We start from the raw sequence: 21,194 nt of genomic DNA, 5'->3' as shown, positions 1-21,194 counted from the left end.
TGGAGACTAGCCGGATTTCCGGCGCGCTGCTCTCGCGGGAGGTTGGGCTGCATCGCTTGCCGCGCCCCCGGTCACGGGAGCATCGGTGGCTTGCGTTAGCAAATTCTGAACTTCCTGGCCGAAGGTCTGGCCAAAGCCAACGAGCGTCTGGGTATCGGCCATGAACTTTGCCACCAGCGTATGCCCCGCTTCGTTCTGGCTCACCATGAGCCGCTGGAAATCTTCGCCATCGTTCACTCGCAGCGCCTCGCGCAGCGGGCGGAGCCCGATATCAGTATAGGAACGGAGAGAGTCGAGCTGAAATTCGGCGACTTTCCCAAGATTCTCGTAAACCAACGCATTGTATCGACGCGCGGGATCAAACAACTGCGCGAATAGCGCGTTTGTCATCGTGTAGAGTGCGTCATACATGGCCAACGGACCTCCATTACCAAGCCAGTGACGGTCGACCGGCTCTCGCCGGTGGCCATACCCGATCGCCGTGTTTGTTGCGATGCAGCATAGCACTTTTTTGTTGCACCATCCCACTCGCCCGGAGACCCAACGATCAAAGTGCCAAGGCAGAAACCAAGTGCTGCGATCGTGACTTGCGTTTTCTATACTGGTCCGTGACGCGCGCGATCGTCGCGAACTCGTTCAGCCGAGGGATTTGGGAGAAAAACATTGGAGAAAATCTGGCTCAAGAGCTATCCGAAGGACGTACCGGCAGAGATTGACCCCGATGAGTTCGCTTCGCTCAAGGACGTGTTCGAGCAAAGCGTTCGTCACTACCCCGATCATCGGGCGTTCAGCAACATGGGCGCGGCGCTGACTTATCGTGATCTCGATGCGCGCAGCCGCGCCTTCGGCGCGTGGCTGCAAGCGCGCGCGGGACTCAAGAAAGGCGACCGGATCGCGCTCATGTTGCCCAACGTCCTGCAGTACCCCATTGCCCTGATGGGCGCCCTGCGGATCGGACTCACCGTGGTGAACGTCAATCCGCTCTATACGGCGCGCGAGCTGAGCCATCAGCTCAATGATTCGCGGGCTCGGGCGATTGTGCTGCTCGAGAATTTTGCTCACACGCTAGAACAGATCCCGACCGAGCAACATCCCAAGACCGTGATCACCACCCGCGTCGGCGATCTGTTACCGACGCCCAAGGCGCAACTTGTCAATGCGGTGGTGAAATACATCAAAAAAGCGGTGCCTTCTTTCCATCTCCCGGATGCGGTTTCCTTCCGGAAAACGCTACAGGCGGGAAACCGCCTCGAGCTCACCGAGACAACCGTAGGACCGGGTGATCTCGCCTTTCTTCAATATACGGGGGGCACCACAGGCACGGCTAAAGGCGCGATGCTTACCCACCGCAACATGGTCGCCAACTTGCAGCAGGCCTCTGCCTGGATCGCCCCTAAGATGCGCGCCGGGCAAGAGGTAATCATCACCGCGCTGCCGCTTTACCACATCTTCTCGCTGCTGGCGAATTGCCTGATGTTCATGAAACTCGGCGGCGAAAACGTACTGATCACCAATCCGCGGGATCTACCGAGCTTCGTCAAAGAACTCCGCCGTCAGAGGTTCACCGCGTTCACCGGGGTAAATACGCTTTTCAACGGCCTGCTCAATACGCCGGGATTCGAGAAAATCGATTTCAGCCATTTGCGACTGACTCTCGGCGGTGGCATGGCGGTCCAGCGCCGGGTTGCGGAGCGCTGGAAAGCCACGACCGGTTCTACACTCGTAGAAGCCTATGGACTCACCGAGACCTCTCCGGCGGTATGCGTCAATCCCGTGGACCTCGCTGATTACAAAGGCAGTATCGGGCTGCCCATCCCCTCGACGGAGGTGAGCATGCGCGACGACCGGGGTGAGGAAGTTGCCCTCGGTGAGAACGGTGAGCTGTGCGTGCGCGGCCCCCAGGTTATGGCGGGCTATTGGGGCGTGGGCACGGCGGAGACGGAAAGCGCCTTTTTTGCCGATGGTTGGCTGCGTAGCGGCGACATCGCCCGCATGGATGAGCAGGGTTACGTCTATATCGTCGACCGCAAGAAAGACATGATTAACGTCTCGGGGTTCAACGTTTATCCAAATGAGGTGGAGAGCGTGCTCGTCTCCCATCCGAACGTTTTCGAGGCGGCCGTTATCGGGGTTCCCGATGAAGAGCACGGCGAGCGCTTAAAGGCCTTTGTCGTGTGCGGCAAGCACGCCCTGAGCGAAGACGAGGTTATTGACCACTGCCGCAAACAGCTCACCGGCTACAAGGTACCTCGGGAGATCGAATTCCGTAGCGAGCTGCCCAAATCCAACGTTGGCAAGATCCTCCGGCGTTCGCTGCGTGAGGAGGAGCTCAAACGTACCCGAGAGGCTGCGTAAAAACAAAAGGTAGCGCCGCTCACATTAAATTGCCGCATCGCCATGGCCGCGACACGCGAAGCGATCTGCTCTGGCGTGCCGTCTGTCTATCATGGGCGATCAAAATCCTGCGCGATCGCTGATTGCCCGTTTTCGAAGCATTGGCGCGCGAGACAGAGGCGTTTGGCGCCGAGACCAGGAACGCCATCACACTCCGAGCATTCGCGACAGGCGGCTGCTCCGGCTGTGGACTATAGTGCTTGAGATGATGAACTGGGGACTCGGAGTCCGTGCAAGTCTCGATACCTACTTCCAGGCCATGGCAGAAATCACTGCGGCTGCTAGGAGAATCCGCCATGCACATGCTCGACGAGCTTCTCTTAAGGCATGAAGAGATTCGTACCGTTCTCGACATGCTGGAGCAGGAAGTCGAGGCGCTCGGTCAGGAGGGGAGCGCTGACCTGAGCGCTTTGAAAGATGGATTCTATTATCTCACTCAGTACCTAGGTCCAGGGGACAGCAATAAGGAGCGGGTAATTTACCGTAACGTCTTGGCGCGTGAACGCGGTGCCGCCCGCCTGGTCAGTGAGCTCATTCAGCAACAAGAGGATCTTCGCCGACGCAGCGAGGAACTACTCGAAAGCGTAGAGGACATGGCGGAGGATGTGGTCGTCGCCAAAGCCGAGTTCGATGCGCGGGCGCATCGCTACATCGAGTTGCAGCGCTGGCACGTGGAACGCGAGGAAAACGAGCTGTTACCACTGGCCGATCAACTGTTGACGGACGCCGACTGGAGGCAAATCGAACGAACTCTGCGGCAACAACGTTGGCCTTCGCTTAGAGAAATTGCACCGGTGGAGACGCTGCACGCGGCGCCCATATACAAACGCAACCGTACCCCCTTGTCCTGAGAAATCCCGCAGCCGCCCTATTCGAGGCCGTGCAGAACGACCTCAATTTAGATGAGTGAACGCTGCCAGTCCTAACGGAATTGCCTAGTGCCGAGAGAGAAAACACCTGCGCCCCATAGGAGTTATGCCGCGTAAGGCACGAACGTCGGCGATCAGTCGGCTTATGGGTCGATAAAAAAACGCGCTGAGGGTCGACTTGAGCGGGCCTGCGCCGGGCTGAACCTCAGGCTGATGAACGGCTATCGCGGAGCAAAATAGATCCGCTTGGGCCTCGTCTGCCTGCCAACGCGGCGGCGCAAGCTCATGAGGTGGTGACGCTACCCGACTGCTCCCGGGAGCAGATGCGGGTCTGGTTGCCGCCACTGTCCAATGCCTTGTCAGCGCCCCAGCGGGCGCGCCCGATCACCGCCCACAACCCTTCTCCCGGGTGATAGTCGCTGACTCCGATGGACAACGTCAGCCGCAGCGAAGGTTCAAGCCCCTTGAATCGGCAGCGCTCCACCTGCTCTCGCAAGCGCTCGGCCCGTTCCGCAGCGGCCGCCTCCGTGGTATCTGGCATGATGACCAAAAATTCCTCGCCGCTGTACCGGCCGACCTCCTCGACGGTGCGCAGCATCTTGTTCAGGCACTGCGCCACCTGACACAAAACCTGATCTCCCGCGATATAGCCGAATTGTTGATTGATGCGGCGAAAATCGTCTAGGTCGAGCAGACACACGGAAAATGGCAAGCTAAGACGATCGGAGCGCTCGCGCTCTTGCTCCAGAAGATGGAGGATGTTGCGCCGATTGCTGATTCCGGTGAGATCATCGTATATCGCAAAATCATGGGCCTTCTCGCGCGCTTGCTGCAATGCGACCTGGTACTCGCGCGTTTGTTGTCGAAGACGGCCCACGTAACCGGCGAAGAAGCTTCCACATGGAATCAGCACGGCGAATGCAAGCCACTGCAGCAGCTCGACCGGCAAATCGGTCGCCTCCGGCTGCCGGTAGTAGGCGAACGCGATCACCGCTGTGTAGCACGCCAACGCGAAAAGTCCCAGCACCATGAACTGCTGGGCCCGCAACCGAAAAACCCCGAACAGCAAAAGCACGACATAAAGCATCAACAGGGCGCCCCGGCCGGTATTCACTTCGGCGAGCGTAAGCATCATCAAAAGACAAGCCGCAAACATCTGAAACCCGGTCATGCTCGGGTCATGGAAGCGCTCATTGCGGCCGCTGCGCAGAATCAGGAATACGATGGAATTAACGGCGAGAATAGCGCTTATCGTAACCAGCCAACCACGTAATGATAGGAAGCCCTGAAGGACATAAATCGCCATCAAGCCGATAATCATCGTGTACACCAGGCCCGCCATCAAGAAGCGCTTTACTCGTAATGCCTGATTGCGATCATGGCGGGGAATGATGGCGAATAGTCCCATGTCGTCAGCTCACGACCTCATGGCAAAGCTCGATTCGCGCCGGACCTTTGCCGCCGCCGCGGCATCGGTTCGGCTGGCGTCGTATGATCGCCCGGCCACAACCCGTGCGATTGAACGGCGCAAAGGTAACAGGACGTTCGCGGCTCGCTCCTACAAACGCCGGAAACATGAATAGCTTGCCATAACACCTGAAGTTTCGGAGGTGCCCGCAGAAACCCTTTTCGAATTCCTGGTCGGCGAAGTCCAGCGCGCGATCAGTCGTCTGCCTTCTGGCTCTTTACCGCCTCGTCGAGCTGACGCCTCAGCTGCATTCGCGTCTGGGCATAGCGTTGAATCAGCGCCTTGGCATTGGGATCTTCTTTCTCCATCGCTTGACGCATTTGATCCTGATACGCTTGTCGTGCCTGTTGAACCTCATCATTGTTCATGGCCTCGCGTTGTGCCGCCATCAAACGAGCTTGCGTCTGGCGATAGTCGGCGATCAAGCGTTTTTTCTGCTCGGGATTAATGTCCTCGGAACGCAACTTGCTGCTCAACTCTTTGATATGCGCTACCGCCCTCTCCGGCTGATATCCGGCGGCCTCCATCGTATTGAGAACGAGATGGCGCAGCTTATCTTCCTGAGCCTGAAGGGAAGGGTTGTTTTTGCGGGCAGCCGCAGAGATCTCAGCAAGTTGTCGGTGGAGATTCTTGAGCTTCTCCCGGGTATCCATGAGCTTCTGCCGTGTCGGCCCGTTAAAGGCGTCGGGCGAGACAGCGCCAGTGCCCTGCGCGGCAACCAACTCTGCGTTGCACAACGCCCCTGCGAACAGTAACGCGCTCGCTAGCAGCAGACGACGGAGGAAGGGGGCATGTTGCATGCGATACGGCCTCTTTCTGAAATTTAAGTGAATTCAGCTTGCGATGATTCGATCTCTGCCCTTATGGCAGCACGGCAGCACGCCCCCCCCAAGGCTAGTGCCAGCGTCTGGTAAACCAGCCGAGGGTCTCGGCAACGTGCTTCACGACAGGGTGTTTCACGCAACCGCTCTGGCGCACCTCTGCAGAGCAGAGTAGATCTTGCTTAAAATGCTCTGCTAACTCACGGCAAAATGCGGGATCAGCAGAAATGAGGTTGAGCTCGTAGTTGGTATGTGCGCTACGACTGTCGAGATTAGACGTCCCGACGATACACCATTCTCTATCGGCGACCACAATTTTGGCATGCAGCGTACGCGGCAAGTACTCGAAAATTCGCACGCCCTCGCGGAGCAAGCGAGTGTAGGCGGCGGATGAGGCCCACCGCGCCAAGCGGGCGTCCGATTTGCGGGGAACGAGCATGCGGACGTCCACGCCTCGTCGCGCCGCTCGAATCAGCCACCGCTGCATACCCTGATCCGGCACGAAATAAGGCGTGCTTACCCAGAGGCGGGCTCGAACGCCGTCCAGGATATCATCCACAAAAAAGTGCAACCGCTGGCGTGTATCGCTGTCATGGTTGGACGCAAGTACATCGGTCGCCGGAAGCCGCAGCGCGTGGTGATGGCGCCAATGCCGGTACCAGAACAGATCGAACAGCGCTTCGGCCTCGCGAGCCAGCGCCCCTTCGAAGTAAACATGTGTATCGCGCCAGCGCTCGGTTCCCGCGTGCACGCAAGAGCTCTGTTCGTGAATATTGAAACCGCCGAGGAACGCATAATGCCGATCGACTACGAGCAATTTTCGCTGATCCCGACGGTCGTACCGCAACGGGTAGCGCCAATGCCAACGGTGAAAACGACGCACCTGAACTCCGGCAGCGCGCAGCTGCTTCTCCGCGCGGCGCGGAAAGCACCCCAGCGAGCCGAAGGCATCAACCAACAGCCTGACCTTCACGCCAGACTCTGCGCGCTCGGCGAGCGCACGACTGAACCGCCGCCCCACTGCATCGTCGGCGTACGTGTAAGTCTCTAGGCTGATACTGCGGCAAGCGGACCGGATGGTCGAGAGCATGAAAGCGTAGAGCTCGTCCCCCTCGGTGTAGACGTGCTTCGGAAAGACCGCCGTGACACGATCCCGCGTACCCGCTAGCGCACGGCCTGTCGCTCTCCTGCCCATAGCACGATGTGTGGATTCCTACACGGCTCGCTTTCTGGCGGCTACGAGACCCAGGCTTGAAGTCGCCGCCCCCCTTGCGGTAGATGATGCGCTCAGCGAGGCGAGCCCGCAATCCTTTCACCGTTCGAAAGCGCCAACGACAACCATCATCACGACCGCTTTCGCGGTGCCGGCCCAGTGTCGCCAAGCCCCGCCGATTATGAACACAGGCGCAGACAGGCTCAAGCCGGCGGGCCACGCGTGCGGGCAGTCCGGCTAGAACAAGGACAATTGCCTGCCCGCCGGCTCACATGGGGCAACAAACTGCGAACAGTCCAGTTCGAGGTAGTGCTGATTCAGAGCCAAGCGCCTGCAGGCGAGCTTGAAGCGCTTGCCGATGAGTTGAGCGAAAATGCCCGTGCCGCGCATGCGGGTGCCGAACTCTGCGCAGTAGGCTTTTCCCTGCCGCATTTGGCGCACCAGGCTCAGAATGTGCCGCGCCTTGAGCGGCACATGCACGCTCAACCATTCTCGAAAAATTTCCTCGACCTCAAGCGGCAACCGCAGGAGAACATAGCCGGCCGCTTGCGCCCCTGCTTCACGCGCCGCCGCGAGCACCTCCTCCATCTGCGAGTCGTTTAGCGCGGGGATGACCGGCGCGAACAGCACCGTTACCGGGATACCGGCCTCGCTCAACGCCTTTATGGTGCGCAAACGCCGCTGCGGCCCCGCTGCCCGGGGCTCTAGGCGGCGACTGAGACCGCTATCCAATGAGGTGACGGAGATCGCCGCCCGCGCGAGCCCCCGCTGCGCCATTGGCGCCAATAGATCGATGTCCCGCTCGACAAGTCCTGATTTTGTTATTACCGTCACCGGGTGATAGCACTCATACAACACCTGCAAAATGCCGCGGGTGATTTTCAGCTTTCGCTCAATCGGTTGATAGGGATCGGTATTAGCACCCAGGGCGATAACCGCGGGTGTGTAATTCTGCGCTGATAGTTCTTTTCTCAGAAGCGCTGCGGCATCGGGTTTCGCGAAAATTCTGCTCTCGAAATCAAGGCCGGGTGACAACCCAAGATAGGCATGACTGGGACGGGCAAAACAATATACGCAGGCGTGCTCGCAGCCCTTGAACGGGTTGATCGAGCGGTCAAAGGGCACATCCGGCGATTCGTTATAGGTGATGATCGAACGACTTGCGTCCCGAAAAACGTGCGTGCGCGGCTTCTCGCCTCCCTCATGCCAACCGTCGGCGCAAGCTTCCACGGACGTGGCGCAATACCGTGAAGAACGGTTACTCAATGCCCCGCGCCCCTTGATGAACGCGTTCACCCGGCGTTCCGACAGCTCTGCGTAGCCCTCAAAAGGCAGGTGACATGGCCGAGTCTGTGAAAATCCTCCAGACAATCGCCCCTTCGCGGCGCAGCGACGGCGCGAGGAGCGAATCGCGATTCAGCCACACCTATCGTAACGCACGCTTGGCTCGCCTTGCCTTTTAAGCGAGGATAGCGGCTTTCCACACGGTCCTCCGAGCGCACATGCTGCAGGTTGAAAAGCTGACCATCTCACGCGGAGAACGGGTCTTGGCCACGGATCTGGAATTCCAGGTGCGCCCGGGCGAAGCGCTCGTTGCCGAAGGCCCCAACGGTTCGGGCAAAACGACGTTGCTCAGGACGCTCGCGACGCTGAGTCCACCGTCCAGCGGGACCATCTACTGGCAAGGACAGCCGATCAGCGATGTCACCGAAGTGTACCGGAGCGTGCTGCTGTTCCTGGGCCATAATCCAGCAATCAAGCTCGATCTCACCCCGACGGAGAATCTCAATGTGTATGTGAGGCTCGACGGGGCGGTGGCGGAGCCACTGCTCGCCCTTGAGCGAATGGGCATACGCCGTTATGCCGCCACGGTCTGCCGGCATCTTTCCGCTGGACAACTGCGTCGGGTGGCCCTCGCCCGGCTCGTCCTCACGGCCGCCCCCCTATGGATACTCGATGAGCCGTTCACGGCCCTCGACAGGCAAACGATCGACGGGCTATCCAGTTTGTTGGAGGATCACCTCGCCGATGGCGGATCAGCAATCATCACCACGCATCAACACCTCTCCCTCGGACAAGCAACGGTTTCCCGCCTCGCGCTCGGCAACGACTGAGCCGACACTGAGCGCGGCCTTCTTTGCCGTTCTGCTGCGGGACTTACTGCTGGCCAACCGGTCCCGTGCGGATTATCTCAACCCCGTGGTCTTTTTCCTGCTTATCGGTGCCTTGTTTCCACTGGCCGTGAGCATCGCCCCGGCGAATCTACGTGCGGTGGGCCCCGGCGTGCTATGGGTTGCCGCGGTATTGGCCGCCGTGCTCTCCATGGAACAACTCTTCCGCTCGGATTTTGATGACGGGACCCTGGAGCAGTTCGCCATCGCGCCGCAGCCCCTCTCGCTGATTGTGCTTGCCAAGCTGCTCGCGCACTGGTTGGTCACGGCACCCCCGCTGATGCTCGTCTCGCCACTGCTGATGCTGCTTTACCAGCTGCCCACGCAGACCGCGGCTGTCGCGGTACTAACTCTTGCCGCCGGCACGCCAACCATTACGGCAACCGGTGCGCTTGGCGTCGCCCTGACAGTGAGCGCCCGCCGCGGCGGCGTCCTGCTCTCCCTGCTGGTACTGCCTCTGTATGTCCCGGTGCTGATCTTCGGCGCCTCGGCGATCGATCAAGCCGCCCATGGCCTACCAGTCCAAGGGCCGCTGCTGTTTCTCTTGGCCCTTTCGATATTGAGTCTCTCCCTCATGCCTTGGGCTATTGCGACGGCTTTGCGGATAACGCTCGAATAGGCGGCTGCCACCGCTATATGCGAGCGTTCATCACCAATGTGACCGGCTGATCTGCATCGGTTTGAACGGGACCACTGCTGCCCTGAACGTTGCCCGCCTTGGGCATGGCTTGGCCGTCGGGCGATACCCGGGCCACGATCCGCACCTCACGAAAGGCGGAGAGCTTCGCTGCGCCGGACACGGCCTTGGAATCGTCGAGCGTCAGTGTCTGCGGGAGCCGACCCACCGTGGTCCGGACCACGGCAAGCGGCATTCGCGGACCGTCCACGGCGCGGGCGAATACAAAAACCGGCGTATCGGCCGCGAATTCACGGGCGAACTTGGGATCGAGTTGTACCGACACCTCGATCCGCGCTCGACCGACAGGGGCGGCAGAGGCCGCACCCTCCGTAAGCTCGACGGACTGGCCGAGGGCATTACGGATGGTGGCGGCAGCCGCGCTGTCGGCTGGGACGGTCGCCAGTGCCGCCCGCCAGCGTTCTACTGCCAAAGCCTGGTTTCCCGCTTGCTCAGCGGCGATCCCGGAAAGCCACAGCGCCTGGGTATTACCCGGATCGAGCTTCAAGGCACTGGCGAGGAGCCGCATCGGCTCCCCGTCGAACCGCCCATCTGCCGCGCGGGCGAGCGCTTGTGCCCGTTCGGCGAGCAAGTGGGCTGAATCGCCGAGTACCTCTTGCGCTTTTCTGAACGCTTCCGCGGCGTCCGCGTAACGGCCAAGGAGCGCGTAGGCTCGGCCGAGCATCAGCCAGCCCTCGCCATCATCCGGTTGCTGCTGCAGCCGGGTTTCAAGCACCGAGAGCTGTTCCTCGACGAATGCCAGCTGGGCTCGAGCGTCCCCTTGCAGAATCCCGGGAGGCCCCTGATCCTGCATCCTCGGCAAGCCGTTCCAAGCATAGAACGCGACAACGATCGCCGGCACCAGGAGCGATGCCATCACGGCGGCCGGTAATCGACGACGAGCGCTATTTCCGGCTTTGCCCGCCACCGTCTCTTCATCGACGTCCTCGAGTAGCTGCCGATCGATTTCAGCGCGTGCGGCTGCCAGATTCTGCTGCGAAATCGAACCCGTGGCGTGTTCCTCTTCGAGCTCCCGGAGACGGCGCCGGTAAATTGCGATATTCGCCTTCGCTGCGTCGTTGCGAGTGCCTCCCGCACCCCTTGCGATCGGCATAACGACAATGAGTACGGCGAACAGCGTCATCAGCGCCGCGATGATCCAGAAAGTGACGATCATGTCTGCATCCGACCCTTTTTGGACTCGCCCGCCCCATCGAGGAGCCGGGAGAGCCGCTCTCGCTCACTTTGCCGCAGTTCGCTGGAGACCGTGGCGCGACGCGCGCTGCGCGCGTAGTACATAATGGCGGCGCAGGCGAGGAGGAGCAGCACCAATGGGCCGACCCAAAGGAGGTAAGTGCGGGGAACGAAGGGCGGCCGATAAAGAATGAAGTCGCCGTAGCGGTCGGTCATAAACCGGATGATCTGCTCATTGCTGCGCCCGTCCACGATCATCTCGTGCACTTGAGCGCGCATGTCTTTCGCCAGATCCGCATGGGAATCCGCAATACTCTCTCCCTGACAGACCAGGCACCGCAGCTGCCGCGTCAGCACCTCGAAGCGCTGCGCCTGATCGGAGCTGTCAAACTGGTACAGGCTGGACGCCGCGGCCGCGACGCCAACCATCGTCACAACCGCGAAAAGCAGCGTCGCGAAAATTCCACGGATCATTGTGCCGCCCCCTCCCGACGGAGCTTGGCGATCAGCGGCTGCAGCTCTTCACGCAGACTCTGGGCGGTAATGGCGCCCGTCTGCTTGTGGCGAATGACGCCCTGCCGGTCGATCACGTACGTCTCCGGCACCCCGTACACGCCCCAGTCCATGCCCACCTTGCCGTCGGGATCGAAACCCACCGCCTGATAGGCGTTGCCGAACTCCTCGAGCCATGCAATGGCCTTGGCACGCTCATCCTTGTAATCGATCCCGTAAATGGGCACGCCCTGCCGGGAAAGCGCCATCAAGTAGGGATGCTCTTGACGGCATGTGGCACACCAACTCGCCCAGATGTTGATCAAAGCCACCTCGCCCTTGAGATCGGAGAGCGCTACACCAGACGCCGAGTCTTGAAGACCCGGAGCCTGAAACTCTGGCGCCGGTTTACCCACCAGAGGCGAGCTGACCTCCGAGGTATCCAATGTCAACCCGACACCGAGCATCAGCGCCAATCCACCGAACAGGACCAACGGCACGACAAGCAGATAACGCTTCATGTCCCGGCCTCTGAGAACCGCCGAGTGGCAACCCCGTCCGTTTGCCTACCCGCATCGCGGGCGAGCAGCCGCCGATAACGCGGATCCGTCACACAGAGTATGCCGCCGAACGCCATCATGAGTGCGCCGAACCACACCCAGCGCACCAATGGCTTGAGTCGGATTCGCAAACTCCAGGCGCCATTGCCCAGCGGCTCGCCGAGTGCAACGAACGTGTCTCGAAATACGCCGCCGTCAATCGCCGCCTCGGTGGTCGGGCTGCGCTGAACGGGATAGACGCGTTTCTGCGGGTGCATCACAGCGATCGGTTCGCCGTCACGAACCACCTCGATTCGCGCGGCCGTGCCGTGGTAATTGGGACCCTGAATCGAGTGCGTGCCTTCGAAGTGAAAGGTGTAAGCGCCTACGGTATACGAGTCTCCGGGCCGCATCTGCAGGTCCTTGCTCGACTCGAAGGTATTCACGGCGGTCACGCCGGCGACGAAGACCGCAAGCCCCAGGTGCGCCAGCACCATGCCGGCGATACTCCGCGGTATCCGACGCAAGGCGACAAGCGGCTTGCGCCGGCCTGCGATCCGCTCGCGCAAAACCTCGACGCTGCCCAGGGCGACCCAAACAGCCAACGTGATGCCCAGTACGGCACCCAGGCTGACCTGCCATAGCCACCACGTCAGCACCAGCAGGGCTAACGCAACGACCAGCAACGCCCCCCAAAGCTTGCGCGCGAGCTCCGACCAGCGATCGCCTTTCCATTTCAGCAACGGCCCGATGGCGACCAGGACCAGTAGCGGCAGTCCCAGCGGCAAAAACACGCTATTGAAATACGGCGCTCCCACAGAGACCTGGCCCAGTCCGAACGCGTCCATGGCCAACGGGTAGAGCGTGCCCAATAGGACGGTAGCCGCGGCGACGGTGAGCACGGCATTGTTCAGCAACAGCATTGTCTCCCGGGACAGCAGCTCGAAGCGCCCGCTCGAACGGACCTTGGCCGCGCGCCAGGCATAGAGCGCAAGCGAGCCTCCCACCACGAAGACCAGTAGCCCGAGCACGAATACGCCGCGCAGCGGATCAACCGCGAAGGCGTGCACCGAAGTCAACACACCCGAACGCACCAAAAACGTACCGAGCAATGAGAGAGAAAAAGTCAGAATCGCCAGCAGAACGGTCCATCGCTTGAACGCGCCGCGCTTCTCCGTGACGGCCAGAGAATGAATCAGGGCGGTGCCGGCAAGCCACGGCATGAACGAGGCGTTTTCCACCGGATCCCAGAACCACCAGCCGCCCCAGCCGAGCTCGTAATAGGCCCAATAGCTGCCCATGGTGATACCGATGGTCAAAAAGACCCAGGCACCGGTTGTCCAGGGCCGTGACCAACGTGCCCAAGCCGAGTCGAGCCGGCCACCAAGCAGGGCGGCAACGGCGAAGCTGAATGCGACACAGAAGCCGACATATCCCATATAGAGCATCGGTGGATGGGCAACCAATCCCGGATCCTGTAGCAAGGGGTTGAGATCGCGCCCCTGCGCCGGCACCGGCTGCAAACGCGTAAACGGATCGGACGTGGTAAGGAGAAACAGCAGAAAGCCGCAACTCACGAGCCCCATCACCCCGAGCACCCGGCTGCGGAAGGCCATCGGCAGTTCCCGGCTGAACACGGTTACCGCCACGGTCCACACACCGAGGATCAATACCCAGAGCAGCAACGATCCCTCATGGGCCCCCCATACGGCCGCAAATCGATAGTACCAAGGCAGCGCCGTGTTGGAGTTCTCCACCACGTAGGCGACAGAGAAATCGTTGACCAGAAAAGCATAAGCGAGGGCGGCGAAACTGCAGGCGAGAAAAACGAACTGACCACGTGCGGCCGGCACGGCCACCGCCATTAGCTCCACGCGGTCTTTGAGGGCGCCATAGATGGGAAACAGGGCTTGCGCCAACGCCAGCGACAGCGCAAGCACCAGCCCGAAGTGGCCAAGCTCGGGAATCACGGTTCGCCTCCCACGACATTGCGGCTGCGCCCAGCGCCATTCTCGGAGACCTGCAGAGCCTTCTTGACCTCGGGCGGCATGTATTCTTCGTCATGCTTGGCGAGCACTTGATCGGCACGGAAGGTGCCATCCGCCTCCATTTGCCCGTGGGCGACCACACCCTGCCCTTCCCGGAACAGATCCGGCAGGACCCCCGAGTAGATCACGGGCACGGATCGCGCCCCGTCGGTCACCTGAAAGCGCACATGCAGGCTACCGGGTTCGCGCTTTACGCTGTCCGTGGCGACCAAGCCGCCCAGGCGAAACGGATATCCCGACGGCGCCTCACCGGCCGCCACCTGGGTGGGCGAAAAGAAGTAAAGAAGATTCTGCTGGAATGCCGTCAATGCGAGACCCGCCGCAGCGGCGACCCCAACCACCAGAAAGCTCACCAGGATCAGTCGCTTGCGCCGACGCGTCATCTCTCCCCTCCACGCTCGATCTCACGCCGCAGGGCCCGGAAGCGAAACACCGGCAAGACGGCATTGGTGATCAGCACCACCGCGGCAACGCCATAGGCCGACCATACATAGAGGCCATACCCACCCATATGCAAAAACTCATGCCAGTTCATCGCCAGCTCCTCGTGCCGGTAGCAGGTCATTCACCCAGCGACTGCTGCGCTCTCTGGCGATGAGCTCGCAGCGCGCTCTTTGCAATAGCGCGGCGAACAAGTACAGATGCAGCCCGACAACCATCACCAGCAACGGCAACAGCATGCTGAGCGCGATCGAAGGCGAGCCGAGCTTGGACACGGTCGCGCCTTGATGCAGCGTATTCCACCACTGCACGGAAAAATGGATGATCGGCACGTTCACCACGCCGACCACCGCCAGCAGTCCGGCTGCCCGCGCTGCCCGCCGCGGATCGTCAAAGGCGGAGGCGAGCGCGATGAATCCAAGGTAAAGGAACAACAGGATCAACTCCGAGGTGAGCCGCGCATCCCACACCCACCACGCACCCCACATGGGCTTGCCCCAGAGAGAGCCGGTGACCAGTGCGATGAATGTGAAGCTCGCGCCGAGCGGGGCAATGGAACGTGCGAGCACCTCCGCCACCTTGATCCGCCAAATGAGGGCGGAAGCGGAAAAGCTCGCCATGAGAACGTAGCTCAGCAAGGAGAGCCAGGCGCTCGGCACATGAATGAACATGATTCGATAACTATCACCTTGCTGATAGTCCGGCGGCGCCACGACAAGGCCCCAGTAAAGGCCGACTGCCAAGCATATGAGACAACCCGCCCAAAGCCATGGCAACAACCGCCCGGCGAACCGATAGAAAGACGGCGGTGATCCCAACCGGTGTAGCCAGATCCACATGAGTGCTCTCGTCCTCTGCCTACTGCGTGGCTCGAGTCATCGCCTGCCCGCTTGCGGTGCTTGCGCAAGTAACTGATCGATAACTCTCGCGATTTGCTCATAGGGCCGCGCGCCCATCATCGGGACGACGGTGCCGGTGACGTTGTCCTGCACGAAATTCGCCGGCGTACCCGTAATGCCGGCTTGCTCACCCGCTGAAACATCGGCGCGCACCGCGGGCAGTGTCCGGGCGCTATCGAGGCAGCTCTTGAACTGCACCCGCTCCACCCCGACCTCGGCTGCCATTGAAACCAATGCCTGGGTTGAGAAATCGCCGCCGGTCTCGCTCGCGTGGCGAAAAACACGATCGCCATAAGCCCAAAACGCCCCATTACCGCTCACCTCGGCGGCGCACTCGGCAGCGACGGCCGCTCTCTGCGCGTCCGGATTGTGAATGCTCAGCGGGAAATGGCGAAAAACCCAGTTCACCCGACCCGGATAATCCTCGACGATGCGATGCGCCGTGGCATGAAACCGCCTGCAATACCGACATGAGTAATCCGAGTACTCTATAAGCGTGATCCGTGCGGTGCGCTCCCCGAGCACGTGATCATCGGACTGGATCGATTTGACGCCTTGCCATGCCTGCCGCTTGGCGATAAAGGCTAGGATTCCCTGATCGATTCGCGCATCAAGCTGATCCTCGGTCAACCCGGCCTTCGCCAGCCGCTGTTCGATTCGCTGATCGACACGACGAACAAACTCTTGCTCGCTCCACCCTGCGATCGGCCTTGAGTTCGACTCACCCAGGGCTATCATCGATATCCCGGCACCCACGACGACGCCGCTGATGACGAGCGATACGGCCTGCCACGCGCGCGCTTTCCAAGGCATGCGACTATCCCGTTCCCCGGGAGCCTAGACGGCCCCGCACTGCTTCGATCTCGCCGACAAAGCCTCTGCGGGGCGGGCCGGCCCCCGCAAGGCGAGGCTGTTATCGCCCCCGATTGCACAAACGGCTAAATAGGCATACCAGGATTCGGTATCCGGCGCAGTCCCATCGGCACAATCAATTGGCTGAACACCCTCGCAGAGCCACGCTCCGGCATATCGAGAATCGCGTGAAATTGGCTGGCGAAGCGACCGGCAATAAGCGGAATGGGCCGCGAGTCTCTTTTACCATAGCGTAGGCCGAGTGCGAATAGAATCCGCTCCCACGGCCCGCATCGAAAGCCCCTTCGCAACGGCTGCCGGCCATGCGAGCCGCGCACCTTTCCTTAGAGAACTCGATAGCCTCCTGCGATAATTACGCAAAGTTTATCACGGGACGCGGAGCAATGGGACGAGGCCCCAGCGGCTGCCGTGAGCCTAAGCGAATCACACCCAATGTTACCTGACGATCGGCCAATCGATGAAAAATGCATCACGCTCTATCTGATGTTTTGCGAAGTAGTTCAAGTTATTTAACATTCCGCCGATAGGCTACTAGCGCGATCCATCGCAATAGGAGTCTATCTATCATGGCACGGAAGCCCGCGGCCACGGACGCATCAATCGCCTACGTCGGCTTGCTGAAGGACATCGCTGTCGCGGCCAACGAGGCCGTTACGATGCAAGACGCGCTCGAAGTCGTACTGCGCAGTGTATGCCGCACCACGGGCTGGCCCGTGGGGACACGCTCTGCTGTGCACCGCGGCCGGAGAGCTCGAATCGGCCCGGATATGGCATGTCCTCGCCAAGACGTCACTGGGGGATGGCTTCGAGGACTTCCGTGCCGCCAGCGAAACGCAGCGTTTCGCGCCCGGATCCGGGCTGCCCGGACGGGTGCTCTCCAGCGGCTCTCCCGCCTGGGTTACGGACACCGGCAAAGACAACAACTTCCCCAGCCAGAGGCTGGCTCGTAGCGCCAACCTCGCCAGCAGCTTCGCCTTCCCGGTACGAAGCGGCAGTGAAATCGCGGCGGTATTGGAATTCTACGCTCCAACCCCCCAGCCACCGTCCGCGGAGTTGCTCGATGTGATGGCCCACGTCGGCGTGCAACTCGGACAGGTATTCGAGCGACAGGCGGCCCAGAAGGCGCTCGCCGCACGGGAACAGCGCAGCCGCCAGATCCTGGACAGCGCCGGGGATGCCTTCATCGGCATGGATGCCGATGGCCGTATCACGGCTTGGAACACCGCCGCCGAAGAGGTATTCGGCTGGTCACGTCAAGAGGCGATCGGACGCCCTCTTACCGAAACCATCGTACCCGTGGCGTACCGGGAGGCCCATAGTCGCGGGGTGGAGCGCTTCCTCGCCACTGAGGTGGCACGGGTGCGCGGACAGCGGCTTGAACTGGCGGGGCTGCACCGCGACGGTCACGAGTTCCACATCGAGATCACGCTCTGGTCGCTGCGCGACGAGTCGGGCTGGAGCTTCTATGCGTTCGCGCGTGACATCACGAAGCGCAAAACGGCCGAGCGCGATCTCGAACGGCGCGCCCTGCACGATCCCCTTACCGGCCTGCCCAACCGAGCGCTGCTGAGCGATCGACTCCAGCAACTGCTCGCGCGCCGGGACGTCGTCGCGACCGGGCTCGCCGTACTGTTCATCGATCTCGACCACTTCAAACGCGTCAACGACACGCTCGGCCACGAGGCGGGCGATCAGGTGCTGATCCGCGTCGCCGAGGGCCTGCGTCGCATGAGCCGGCCGGCCGACACAGTCGCCCGGCTCGCCGGCGACGCGTTCGTCGTCGTCTGCCCGCAGGTGAAAACGCATCGCGATGCCGCGGTCATTGCCCGACGCCTGCTCGGCGAGCTGATAACACCGATCCGACTCAAGGACGACAGCGTATTCCTGACCGCGAGCATCGGCATCGCGCTCGCCGATTCCACGAGCGACGCCGAGGCGCTAATCAGCTCGGCCGACATGGCCATGTATCAAGCCAAGAGTTCCGGTCGCGGCCACTACGCCCTGTTCGACCAGCGCATGCAGATTCAGGTGGCGACCCGCTTGCACGTCGAGCGCGACCTGCGCAATGCCCTCGACCGCGGCCAGCTGCACCTGCATTTCCAACCGATCATCTCCGCGGCAGACACTTCGGTGGTCTCGGTGGAGGCGCTGCTGCGGTGGCAGCACCCGAAGCGGGGACTGCTGCCGCCCTCGGAGTTTATACCGATCGCCGAGGAGACGGGATTGATCGTCCCGATCGGTGCCTGGGTGCTCGAAGAGGCTTGCCGGCAGGCCCGGAGCTGGGAGCCCATGCGCAGCGCCGGCTCTCCGCTGGGTGTCTCCGTTAATCTCTCGGGCAGAGAGCTCGCTCAGGCGGATCTGGTATCGACAGTCGAGCGCATTCTGGCCTCCGCCGCCATTGACCCGTCGCTCGTGCAATTCGGCCTCGAGGTGACCGAGACCGTGGTCATGCGGGATCCGGAGGGCGCAGCCGAGACATTGCAAGCGTTACGGAACCTCGGCGTGCATCTATCGATCGATGATTTCGGCACCGGCTACTCCTCGCTTGCCTACCTCAAACGTTTCCCGGTTGATACCGTCAAGGTCGATCGTTCCTTTGTGAACGCCATCGCTTACGACACCGCAGATCAGGCCATCGTCGGAGCGGTGACGGAATTGGCCCACACGCTCGGTCTATCCGTCGTTGCAGAAGGCGTCGAGACGCCCGCTCAAGCCCAGACCCTGGCGAGTATCGGAGTCGATTACATGCAAGGCTTCCTCTACGCGCGGCCGCAGCCCCCCGAAAATCTGGAGACGATGCTTCACGTGCCGGTGCTGCCATCCTCGCTTCGGTGTGAAGCCAGCACCTGAGCCGAAGGCCCCTTGCGCCGAAGCGGCGCATACCGGCTTCGGCGCAAGCCTGAGGCGGCAGTGGTCAGTGGTCAACGCACGTCCACGATCACCGGATCATGATCCGAGGAGCGATATACGGTCGCGCCGACCCGGGGGTTGGCGAAATTCAGGAAACGCGGTTCGTCCGCATTGATGTGCCAGATCAAGGCTTGGCTCACCGCTTCGGTAAGCGAGGCGCTGGCCAAGGCATGATCGAGATAGCCCACCTCGCCGCGATAAACGTAAGTGTAGCGTTGGGCGGGCGCGATGTGCTCCGCGATCAGATCCGTCAGGCCGACCTCCAAGAGCGTCCCCAATGCAGCTTCCCCGGGGTAGCTGTTGAGGTCTCCTACAAGCAGAATCCGCGCATGACCGGTCTTTGCCTGCAAGTGCTCCAGCCAGCGTGCCAAGGCCAGTGTCTGACGCTCCCGCAGGCCTGCCCAGCATCCGCCGCTGCGCTCCCGATCGGCGCGGGCGGGACAACCCGCCTTGGATTTGAGGTGCGCGGCCACCACGATGAGCGGCGCGTTTTTCGCGTCGAAAGGTCGGAAATCCGCGGCCACCGGCGGCCGAGTGAACACCGGCGCCTCATTGATCCATACCTGCCGGGGCACCAGGCGCTGATCACGGTAAAGCAGTACGGTGCGAATCGCGCCGCTGCCGTGCTCCATACCCGCCGCCGCGGCCAAATACCCTTCGCCCGGAGCACTGGCTGCATTGACCGCCCGGAGTAACGTGGCCACCGCCTGCGGTCGGTTCTCGACCTCATGCAGCACCAGCACATCGGCGTCCAGTTTGCGGATGGCTTTCACGAGCTTGCGCTGCTGGCGCCGCAAACCGGCTTCGCTATCGGCACCGCGGGCACCCAAGCTGATAAAGTAGTTGGCCAGATTGAAGCTGGCTACGCGAAGCGTACCGGAGCGCCGCGGCTGTAAACCCGCCCGAGGGTTCGTGTCGTGAAAACGCGGCGCGTTGCCCGGCTGAATCCGCCACCGGCCGAATGCGTGAGCCAGAATACCGGTGAGATCGCTGATCTCGCTCCCCAGCCGCCGCGTGCCCTGGCCATCCAAATACGGCACAACCCGTGGATTGGCCCGGTAGCTGCCATCATCGAGCAGCACCCCGGCCGGTACTCCGGCGACAGCGTGTGTACCGTTTTCCGGCTGGAACAGGCGACCACCGACAGACAGCCCGAGTGTTCCGTAATGGGCGAGCTGGTAGTTGGAGGTCACGGTCAGCCTCTGCGGAATCCGCACAAGAACGTCTTCCAGCCGATGCAGCTGCCTCCGCTCGGCAGGCAGCGCCAAAGTCCAGGGCCGCAGCCCCCCATCCCGCCCGCAGGCGATGATTCGCTCGACACGCTCGAGCTGGATGTGGCCCCGATAGCGCCCCGTGCGCGCAGAGAGCAAAATCCGCTGACCCGCCGTCACAGGAGACTCGCCGCGCACCCGATCCGGCTGACGCACGAAGACGCCGATCGGAGGTCTTCCGTTCGCCGCCGGTTGCTGTAGGTAAAAGCCACCGAGCGAGCGCGCACCTTCGAACACGGCGCTTACCGTGCCCGCCACCGCTACTCGACGGCCGGCCGCGAGCGGCTTGGCGCCGTTCCCTTTGATCGCCCGCAGATCCGTGGTGAGGCCCGATGGCGTTTGACAATCGGCATGGGCATGCCCACCGATAACAACACTGAGCAGCGTCGCCGCCAGCCAGCCGGGGAGAAGCCCGTGCAAGCGCCGCATGTACGCAAATACCTCCCGAGCGACGTTCCGGCGAGGCAGCCCGCGCAGAGTCGACCGCACAGCCGATTGGCAGCCACCGCACCTGCGCCGCAGCGCAGTAAGAAAGGAAGCGGCGCGGGTCTCGCATTTCTCAGGGCGCAAAGGATGCCATATTTTTTTCTGACTGAATGCGCAACGTGGCGCGCGTTTCAAGTTTGACCGATGCGGCTGACCCTACGCACGGTAGGCATGCCTGAGATGCGATGAATGACTCGGCTCATCTGCTCGACATCCCGCACTTCCACGGTCAGGCGCAGTTCTACCGGTCGGGCCCGTTGCCGCGTCGAAGAGGCCAATTCCACCGGCTTGACCTGCTCGCTTCCAAGCACCGCCGGGAGTTCCTTGACCAGCGCTTGCGGATCATCGGTCAGAATTTGAATATCCACTGCAAAGAATTGATCAAATCAGGTACCACCCGCAGAGCGGGTGGTTTGGTGAAGGCCCCCG

At 61.6% G+C, this 21,194-nt stretch carries 20 protein-coding genes; 5 read left to right on the top strand and 15 right to left on the bottom strand.

The window, feature by feature from the left end; all coding sequences use genetic code 11:
• Positions 1–6: 6 nt before the first annotated feature.
• Positions 7–411, bottom strand: coding sequence for a phasin family protein (locus tag AC52Q4_RS02825; protein WP_495535286.1), 405 nt, complete (start codon positions 409–411; stop codon positions 7–9).
• 252 nt (positions 412–663) lie between these two features.
• Between AC52Q4_RS02825 and AC52Q4_RS02820 the strand changes: the two genes are divergently transcribed.
• A complete protein-coding gene (locus AC52Q4_RS02820) occupies positions 664–2,355 on the top strand; it encodes an AMP-binding protein (protein ID WP_495535285.1) in 1,692 nt (563 codons plus the stop codon).
• Between the two features lie 335 nt (positions 2,356–2,690).
• On the top strand, positions 2,691–3,245 hold the full coding sequence (locus AC52Q4_RS02815; protein ID WP_495535284.1) for a hemerythrin domain-containing protein: 555 nt from the start codon (positions 2,691–2,693) through the stop codon (positions 3,243–3,245).
• 301 nt (positions 3,246–3,546) lie between these two features.
• Here the strand turns inward: AC52Q4_RS02815 and AC52Q4_RS02810 are convergent, their stop codons facing one another.
• The 4 genes from AC52Q4_RS02810 to AC52Q4_RS02795 form a co-directional block, all read right to left on the bottom strand.
• Positions 3,547–4,671 (bottom strand): GGDEF domain-containing protein, encoded by a 1,125-nt coding sequence (locus tag AC52Q4_RS02810; protein ID WP_495535283.1) that lies wholly within the window; start codon positions 4,669–4,671, stop codon positions 3,547–3,549.
• Between the two features lie 254 nt (positions 4,672–4,925).
• The gene (locus tag AC52Q4_RS02805) at positions 4,926–5,384 is read right to left on the bottom strand and encodes a hypothetical protein (RefSeq protein ID WP_495535282.1); all 459 of its coding nucleotides are present in this window, start codon (positions 5,382–5,384) and stop codon (positions 4,926–4,928) included.
• Positions 5,385–5,625: 241 nt separating this feature from the next.
• Positions 5,626–6,747 carry a phospholipase D-like domain-containing protein gene (locus AC52Q4_RS02800; protein ID WP_495535281.1) on the bottom strand — a complete coding sequence of 374 codons (1,122 nt, stop codon included), beginning with the start codon at positions 6,745–6,747 and terminating at the stop codon, positions 5,626–5,628.
• A gap of 255 nt (positions 6,748–7,002) precedes the next feature.
• A complete protein-coding gene (locus AC52Q4_RS02795; RefSeq protein WP_495535280.1) occupies positions 7,003–8,061 on the bottom strand; it encodes a PA0069 family radical SAM protein in 1,059 nt (352 codons plus the stop codon).
• Between the two features lie 206 nt (positions 8,062–8,267).
• Here AC52Q4_RS02795 and ccmA point away from each other — a divergent pair, with 206 nt between their 5' ends.
• A complete protein-coding gene (gene ccmA, locus AC52Q4_RS02790) occupies positions 8,268–8,879 on the top strand; it encodes a cytochrome c biogenesis heme-transporting ATPase CcmA (protein ID WP_495535279.1) in 612 nt (203 codons plus the stop codon).
• A complete protein-coding gene (gene ccmB / locus AC52Q4_RS02785; RefSeq protein ID WP_495535278.1) occupies positions 8,794–9,555 on the top strand; it encodes a heme exporter protein CcmB in 762 nt (253 codons plus the stop codon). Before ccmA ends, ccmB begins: the two co-directional genes overlap by 86 nt.
• 13 nt (positions 9,556–9,568) lie before the next feature.
• On the opposite strand, the gene ccmI is transcribed toward ccmB, so the two are convergent.
• From ccmI to AC52Q4_RS02745, 8 genes are read right to left on the bottom strand one after another with little or no spacing between them, the layout of a single operon-like run.
• Positions 9,569–10,789, bottom strand: a complete 1,221-nt coding sequence (gene ccmI / locus AC52Q4_RS02780; protein WP_495535277.1) for a c-type cytochrome biogenesis protein CcmI — start codon at positions 10,787–10,789, stop codon at positions 9,569–9,571.
• Positions 10,786–11,280: a cytochrome c-type biogenesis protein gene (locus AC52Q4_RS02775; protein ID WP_495535276.1), complete on the bottom strand. Its 495-nt coding sequence runs from the start codon at positions 11,278–11,280 to the stop codon at positions 10,786–10,788. The genes ccmI and AC52Q4_RS02775 overlap by 4 nt, the downstream gene beginning before the upstream one ends.
• Positions 11,277–11,819: a DsbE family thiol:disulfide interchange protein gene (locus AC52Q4_RS02770; protein ID WP_495535275.1), complete on the bottom strand. Its 543-nt coding sequence runs from the start codon at positions 11,817–11,819 to the stop codon at positions 11,277–11,279. Before AC52Q4_RS02770 ends, AC52Q4_RS02775 begins: the two co-directional genes overlap by 4 nt.
• A complete protein-coding gene (locus AC52Q4_RS02765) occupies positions 11,816–13,807 on the bottom strand; it encodes a heme lyase CcmF/NrfE family subunit (RefSeq protein ID WP_495535274.1) in 1,992 nt (663 codons plus the stop codon). The genes AC52Q4_RS02770 and AC52Q4_RS02765 overlap by 4 nt, the downstream gene beginning before the upstream one ends.
• Positions 13,804–14,268: a cytochrome c maturation protein CcmE gene (gene ccmE / locus AC52Q4_RS02760; protein ID WP_495535273.1), complete on the bottom strand. Its 465-nt coding sequence runs from the start codon at positions 14,266–14,268 to the stop codon at positions 13,804–13,806. Before ccmE ends, AC52Q4_RS02765 begins: the two co-directional genes overlap by 4 nt.
• On the bottom strand, positions 14,265–14,420 hold the full coding sequence (ccmD, locus tag AC52Q4_RS02755; protein WP_495535272.1) for a heme exporter protein CcmD: 156 nt from the start codon (positions 14,418–14,420) through the stop codon (positions 14,265–14,267). The genes ccmE and ccmD overlap by 4 nt, the downstream gene beginning before the upstream one ends.
• Positions 14,407–15,165: a heme ABC transporter permease gene (locus AC52Q4_RS02750; protein ID WP_495535271.1), complete on the bottom strand. Its 759-nt coding sequence runs from the start codon at positions 15,163–15,165 to the stop codon at positions 14,407–14,409. The genes ccmD and AC52Q4_RS02750 overlap by 14 nt, the downstream gene beginning before the upstream one ends.
• A gap of 36 nt (positions 15,166–15,201) precedes the next feature.
• Positions 15,202–16,038 carry a DsbA family protein gene (locus tag AC52Q4_RS02745; RefSeq protein ID WP_495535270.1) on the bottom strand — a complete coding sequence of 279 codons (837 nt, stop codon included), beginning with the start codon at positions 16,036–16,038 and terminating at the stop codon, positions 15,202–15,204.
• 747 nt (positions 16,039–16,785) lie between these two features.
• Here AC52Q4_RS02745 and AC52Q4_RS02740 point away from each other — a divergent pair.
• Entirely contained in the window at positions 16,786–18,948 is a 2,163-nt protein-coding gene (locus AC52Q4_RS02740) for a bifunctional diguanylate cyclase/phosphodiesterase (protein WP_495535269.1), read from the top strand.
• Between the two features lie 71 nt (positions 18,949–19,019).
• Here AC52Q4_RS02740 and AC52Q4_RS02735 read toward each other — a convergent pair whose 3' ends face one another.
• Together AC52Q4_RS02735 and AC52Q4_RS02730 are read right to left on the bottom strand one after the other, a co-directional pair.
• Positions 19,020–20,708, bottom strand: coding sequence for an ExeM/NucH family extracellular endonuclease (locus AC52Q4_RS02735; protein WP_495535268.1), 1,689 nt, complete (start codon positions 20,706–20,708; stop codon positions 19,020–19,022).
• 188 nt (positions 20,709–20,896) lie between these two features.
• Positions 20,897–21,133, bottom strand: a complete 237-nt coding sequence (locus AC52Q4_RS02730; RefSeq protein ID WP_495535267.1) for an ACT domain-containing protein — start codon at positions 21,131–21,133, stop codon at positions 20,897–20,899.
• Positions 21,134–21,194: the final 61 nt, after the last annotated feature.

Source organism: Nitrococcus sp. (assembly GCF_059432795.1).
Note: the sequence above shows the minus strand (reverse complement) of the source record. Positions and strands in the feature narration are given on the sequence as shown.

Excerpts from the sequence above, each read along its gene's own strand:
- AC52Q4_RS02745 (WP_495535270.1), bottom strand. The coding sequence starts at position 16,038 with ATGCCTTGGAAAGCGCGCGCGTGGCAGGCCGTATCGCTCGTCATCAGC.
- AC52Q4_RS02810 (WP_495535283.1), bottom strand. The coding sequence starts at position 4,671 with ATGGGACTATTCGCCATCATTCCCCGCCATGATCGCAATCAGGCATTA.
- AC52Q4_RS02775 (WP_495535276.1), bottom strand. The coding sequence starts at position 11,280 with ATGATCCGTGGAATTTTCGCGACGCTGCTTTTCGCGGTTGTGACGATG.
- AC52Q4_RS02825 (WP_495535286.1), bottom strand. The coding sequence starts at position 411 with ATGTATGACGCACTCTACACGATGACAAACGCGCTATTCGCGCAGTTG.
- ccmI (WP_495535277.1), bottom strand. The coding sequence starts at position 10,789 with ATGATCGTCACTTTCTGGATCATCGCGGCGCTGATGACGCTGTTCGCC.
- ccmE (WP_495535273.1), bottom strand. The coding sequence starts at position 14,268 with ATGACGCGTCGGCGCAAGCGACTGATCCTGGTGAGCTTTCTGGTGGTT.
- ccmB (WP_495535278.1), top strand. The coding sequence starts at position 8,794 with ATGGCGGATCAGCAATCATCACCACGCATCAACACCTCTCCCTCGGAC.
- AC52Q4_RS02800 (WP_495535281.1), bottom strand. The coding sequence starts at position 6,747 with ATGGGCAGGAGAGCGACAGGCCGTGCGCTAGCGGGTACGCGGGATCGT.
- AC52Q4_RS02735 (WP_495535268.1), bottom strand. The coding sequence starts at position 20,708 with ATGCGGCGCTTGCACGGGCTTCTCCCCGGCTGGCTGGCGGCGACGCTG.
- AC52Q4_RS02805 (WP_495535282.1), bottom strand. The coding sequence starts at position 5,384 with ATGGATACCCGGGAGAAGCTCAAGAATCTCCACCGACAACTTGCTGAG.
- AC52Q4_RS02770 (WP_495535275.1), bottom strand. The coding sequence starts at position 11,819 with ATGAAGCGTTATCTGCTTGTCGTGCCGTTGGTCCTGTTCGGTGGATTG.
- ccmA (WP_495535279.1), top strand. The coding sequence starts at position 8,268 with ATGCTGCAGGTTGAAAAGCTGACCATCTCACGCGGAGAACGGGTCTTG.
- AC52Q4_RS02750 (WP_495535271.1), bottom strand. The coding sequence starts at position 15,165 with ATGTGGATCTGGCTACACCGGTTGGGATCACCGCCGTCTTTCTATCGG.
- ccmD (WP_495535272.1), bottom strand. The coding sequence starts at position 14,420 with ATGAACTGGCATGAGTTTTTGCATATGGGTGGGTATGGCCTCTATGTA.
- AC52Q4_RS02815 (WP_495535284.1), top strand. The coding sequence starts at position 2,691 with ATGCACATGCTCGACGAGCTTCTCTTAAGGCATGAAGAGATTCGTACC.